This window comes from Erythrobacter sp., from assembly GCF_023653175.1.
GTDB lineage: Bacteria > Pseudomonadota > Alphaproteobacteria > Sphingomonadales > Sphingomonadaceae > Erythrobacter.
This window is the reverse complement of record NZ_JAMNXL010000229.1, coordinates 1-4,787: the sequence shown is the minus strand read 5'-3', so window position 1 is coordinate 4,787 and position 4,787 is coordinate 1. Positions and strand designations below refer to the sequence as shown.

5 protein-coding genes and 1 pseudogene are annotated in these 4,787 nt (G+C 65.6%); 1 reads left to right on the top strand and 5 read right to left on the bottom strand.

Going from position 1 to position 4,787, the window contains the following annotated elements; all coding sequences use genetic code 11:
- Window positions 1-88: 88 nt before the first annotated feature.
- From NBV68_RS17735 to grxC, 3 genes are read right to left on the bottom strand one after another with little or no spacing between them, the layout of a single operon-like run.
- Entirely contained in the window at window positions 89-556 is a 468-nt protein-coding gene (locus tag NBV68_RS17735) for a DUF1178 family protein (RefSeq protein WP_296312452.1), read from the bottom strand.
- Between the two features lie 6 nt (window positions 557-562).
- On the bottom strand, window positions 563-1,387 hold the full coding sequence (locus NBV68_RS17730) for a nitrilase-related carbon-nitrogen hydrolase (protein WP_296312450.1): 825 nt from the start codon (window positions 1,385-1,387) through the stop codon (window positions 563-565).
- Window positions 1,387-1,650 (bottom strand): glutaredoxin 3, encoded by a 264-nt coding sequence (gene grxC / locus NBV68_RS17725; RefSeq protein ID WP_296312449.1) that lies wholly within the window; start codon window positions 1,648-1,650, stop codon window positions 1,387-1,389. Before grxC ends, NBV68_RS17730 begins: the two co-directional genes overlap by 1 nt.
- Window positions 1,651-1,798: 148 nt before the next feature.
- Here grxC and NBV68_RS17720 point away from each other — a divergent pair, with 148 nt between their 5' ends.
- Entirely contained in the window at window positions 1,799-2,290 is a 492-nt protein-coding gene (locus tag NBV68_RS17720; RefSeq protein WP_296312447.1) for an Hsp20 family protein, read from the top strand.
- A gap of 491 nt (window positions 2,291-2,781) precedes the next feature.
- Here the strand turns inward: NBV68_RS17720 and NBV68_RS17715 are convergent, their stop codons facing one another.
- Together NBV68_RS17715 and NBV68_RS17710 are read right to left on the bottom strand one after the other, a co-directional pair.
- Window positions 2,782-4,419, bottom strand: a complete 1,638-nt coding sequence (locus tag NBV68_RS17715; RefSeq protein WP_296312444.1) for a CTP synthase — start codon at window positions 4,417-4,419, stop codon at window positions 2,782-2,784.
- Between the two features lie 143 nt (window positions 4,420-4,562).
- Window positions 4,563-4,787, bottom strand: a pseudogene (locus NBV68_RS17710) (preprotein translocase subunit SecG); the annotation flags it as partial.

Below are 4,787 nucleotides of genomic sequence, written 5' to 3'. Positions count from 1 at the left end.
ACGCGCGGCCCCCAGATTAGGAATCTGGTGCTCTATCCGGCTGAGCTACGGGGTCCCGCTGCCTCCAATAGCAGGGCGGGCTTACCAATCAATTCAGTTTGTCGGGCGGCGCCACAGGGAACGGCAGCAGCGCTACGGCCACGCCCTCCTCGATCAGCGCCTTGGCCTCGGCGAGGCTCGCCTGCCCGTGGATCGGGGCCTCGTCGCGCTCGCCATAGTGCATCTTGCGGGTTTCCTCGGCGAACCTGTCGCCGACCCAGGTCGAGTTCTTGAGCGCCTCGGCCTGCGCCTTCGCCAGCGCCGCCAGCGCTTGCTGCACCTGCGGCGACATCGGCGTATTGGCCATCGGCCGCGGCGCCTCCGGTGGGAGCACCTCCTGACGGCTGTTGCCCTTGGCGGGCACTGCCGGGGCCATCGGGGCCTTGCTCACATCGGACATGCCGCAGGTCGGGCACGCGAGCAGCCCCCGCGTGCGCTGATCTTCGTAATCGGCAGAGGAGCCAAACCAACCTTCGAAGCGATGGCCTTCAATACAAGCGAGGTCGTAAACGATCATGGCAAATCAGGAATTGGAGATTTCCCGGCGGTTGGCAAGAGCCGGGACCTGCGCACGCACTGCGACGATGCGGCCAAGGTCGATGTCGCAGAACGCCAGACCCGCTGCCTCGCCCCCCATGTCGAGCAGTACCTCGCCCCAGGGATCGACCACGAGGCTATGGCCATAGGTCTCGCGCCCGTCCTCGTGGTGGCCAACCTGCGCGGCGGCGACCACGAAGGCCTGCGCCTCGATCGCGCGGGCGCGCAGCATCACGTGCCAGTGGGCGGCGCCGGTGGGCCGGGTGAAAGCGGCGGGCACGGCGATGGCATCGCAGGCGCGATCGCCCAGCGCGCCGAACAGTGCGGGGAACCTGAGATCGTAGCAAACGGTAAGGCCAAGCCGTCCGACCGGCGTGTTCTCCACCGTCACCACACCGCGCCCGGCCTCATAGGCGTTGCTCTCGCGCCAGCTTTCGCCGCCCGCGAGGTCGACGTCGAACATGTGGATCTTGTCGTAGGTGACAGGCTCGCCCGCACCCGGCGCAAAGACCATCGAGCGGTTGGCATTCTTGTCGCCCGTCTCATGCCGCACCGCCATCGAGCCCACAGCAATGGTCACGCCCGTCTCTGCGGCAAGCGCAGCAAGGCGCGGCACGAAGGGTGTCTGGCCTTGCGCCGCGATATGCGCCGCCGCGCGGGCCCGGTTGCGGTCGAGCAGCAGCGACATCTCGGGGGTGAAGAGCATACCCGCCCCCTCGCCTGCCGCCGCACGCGCGGCCTCGGCAATGGTCGCGAAATTGGCCTCGGGGTCGACCCCCGAAGTCATCTGGAGAACGGCGATCCGCGTCATCAGCCCGCCAGAAGCGCGTCGAGCTTGCCTGTGCGTTCGAGCGCGGCAAGATCGTCGCTCCCGCCCACGTGAACTTCGCCGATGAAGATTTGCGGCACGGTCATCGCGTTCGGTGCGCGGGCGAGCATTTCCTCGCGCCCGGGCCCGCCAAGCGTGATGTCATGCTCGGTGAAGACCGCGCCCTTCTCTTTAAGCAGGCGCTTGGCGCGCACGCAAAAGGGACAGGCGAATTTGGTATAGATGTCGATTTGCGGGGCGGCCATTTTGTCCCTCTTGAAAGCTAACGCGCAAAAACCAGATAGGGATAGTCGCCGCGTTTCGCCAGTCTCGGGAAGCGTCGGGCGGCACGGCGGGCGCTGCTTCCGGCAGGCCCGCGTCAGACGGAAAATCGCTCATCAAGAGGATTTGCATATGTCGCGTTTCGATTTCACCCCCTACCGCCGCTCCACCGTGGGCTTCGACCGCCTGTTCGACCTGCTCGAGAACCAGGCGCGGCTCAATGCGGGCGACAACTACCCTCCCTTCAACATCTCGCGCCGGGGCGAGGACAATTACCGCATCACGCTGGCCGTGGCGGGTTTCCGCGCCGGTGATATCGATATCACCGCGCAGCAGAACCTGCTGGTCGTGCAGGGCAGGAAGCGTGAGGAAACCGAGGACGGTGCCGAGCTGATCCATGTCGGGATCGCCAACCGCGGCTTCGAGCGCCGCTTCGAGCTGGCTGATTTCGTGCGGGTCGAGCGGGCCGATCTGGCCGATGGCCTGCTGATCATCGATCTGGTGCGCGAGGTTCCCGATGCGATGAAGCCGCGCAAGATCGCGATCGGCGGGACGGCGACTCTGGCCGCGGTGCCGACCACCACGGGCGAAGGCGACGCGCAAGACACCGCCAGCGCCGCCTGAGCGCTTCCTTAACCGGAGCTGAAAACTAAAAGGGGGCGGATCTTGCGATCCGCCCCCGCGACTTGCGTCGCCTCGGCTGATCCTATCCGTCCGGGTCGCAGAAGACGGACAAGATCAGCCAAGCTGTTATCGCAGAATTCACGCCGCTCCGCCACTTCCGAATTGCCGCTCTCTACGACCGACAATCCGTATCGACTAACGCGTGAGTCCCTAGAAAACCGTGAAAACCAGACCCGCGTCTAATGCGGAATGCCAACGTTACGCAAGGCCAATCTGCAAAACTTGTATGGAAGCGACACGGCAAGTCCGGCTTGGGAAACAAAGGATTGCAGAGGGCATCTAAGCCTTGCTGGCACGCCGGAGAGCGTCCCGGGTGCAGCTGCCCTGCCTGCCTACGAAAAGTGACAGGGGCACATTGCGCGTAGCAAGTATCAACAAATTCCCGCGCCGCCGCCCGAAGCTTGGGCTCGGGCGCGAATCGCTCCGACGCCTCAGACGAGGCGCGACTGTTCGAGCGCAGCGGCGATAAAGCCGGCAAACAGCGGGTGCGGATCGAAGGGGCGCGACTTCAGCTCCGGGTGGAACTGCACGCCCACGAACCACGGATGGTCCGGCCGCTCGACGATCTCCGGCAGCAGCCCGTCGGGACTCATCCCCGAGAAAATCAGGCCCTGCTTTTCCAACGGCTCGATGAAGGCGCTGTTGACCTCGTAGCGGTGACGGTGGCGCTCGGAAATGACCTCCGCCCCGCCGTAGATCTGTGAGGTATGGCTGTTGGGGCTGAGCTTGGCCGGATAGGCCCCAAGGCGCATCGTACCGCCAAGATCCCCGCCCTCTTCGCGCTGCTGGAGCCCCTCCTTGGTCATCCACTCGGTGATGATGCCTACAACCGGAGTGTCGGTCGGGCCGAATTCGGTCGAGGTCGCCTTGTCGAAGCCCGCCGCACGCGCGCCCTCGATGCAGGCCATCTGCATGCCGAGACAGATGCCGAAAAAGGGGACATCGCGTTCACGAGCAAAGCGCACTGCCGAGATCTTGCCCTCGCTCCCGCGTTCGCCGAAGCCGCCAGGCACAAGGATGCCGTGCATGGGCTCCAATTGGGCGATGATCTGGCTGTCGTCGTCACCTTCGAAAATTTCGGCGTCGATCCAGCGGATGTTGACCTTGACCCGGTTGGCGAGCCCGCCATGTACCAGCGCCTCGTTGAGGCTCTTGTAGGCATCGGGCAGGCCCACATACTTGCCCACCACCGCGATGGTGACCTCGCCCTCGGGATTGAAATGCCGCTCGGTCACGTCCTTCCAAGCCGACAGGTCGGGCTCGGGCGCATCGGTGATGCCGAAGGCGCGCAGCACCTCGCGGTCGAGGCCCTCGGCGTGATACTGCTCGGGCACCGAGTAGATCGAGGGCGCGTCGAGCGCCGGGATCACCGCTTCAGCGCGCACGTTGCAAAACTGCGCGATCTTGCGGCGGTCGCTGTCGGGGATGGGATGCTCGGCACGGCACAGCAGGATGTCGGGCTTGATCCCGAGCGCCGCCAGCTCGCGCACCGAGTGCTGGGTGGGCTTGGTCTTCAACTCGCCCGCAGCCTTGATATAGGGCACCAGCGTGACATGGACGCTGACCGTCTGGAACGGCTCGAGCTCGTTCCTGAGCTGGCGGATCGCTTCCATGAAGGGCAGGGATTCGATGTCGCCCACCGTCCCGCCGATCTCGCACAGGATGAAGTCATTGTCGCCCTGGTCGGCGAGCGCGAATTCCTTGATTGCGTCGGTGACGTGCGGGATTACCTGCACTGTCGCCCCGAGGTAGTCGCCGCGCCGTTCCTTGGCGATGATGTCGCGATAGACTCGGCCCGAGGTGATGTTATCGGCTTGGCTCGCCGAAACGCCGGTGAAGCGTTCGTAATGCCCGAGGTCGAGATCGGTCTCGGCCCCGTCGTCGGTGACATAGACCTCACCGTGCTGATAGGGGCTCATCGTGCCCGGATCGACGTTGAGATAGGGGTCGAACTTGCGGATGCGGACCTTATAGCCGCGCGCCTGCAGGAGGGCCGCCAGAGAGGCTGCCATGAGACCTTTGCCGAGCGAGGAGACCACGCCGCCGGTGATGAAAATGAACCGCGCCATGGGAGTTGGGCCTTAAGCGTCGAGAGGGATTCGGGGCAAGCGAATTGCGGCCCTTACGCGGGCACCATCCACAGTGTCGGTAAGCGGGAACGCCACGGCGCGCGCCCGGCAAGGGCGCGGGCCTTGTCCCGGGCAGCGCAGCGTTACTGCTTGGCGGGCGCCGCGGGGGCGGGCTCGGCCGGTGCCTGCTCGGCCGGGGCAGCCGGCGCCGGCACCACCGGATCGGCCAGCAGATCGGGCTTGGCTGGCGCGGCTGCGCCCGGCGCGTTGCGATCGAGCGTCGAGGTGACTGTACCGCCGCTGTTCTCGCGCGCGGCGAGCGCGGCGAGCAGGATCGAAAGCGCCACGAAGGCGATCGCCAGCCACTT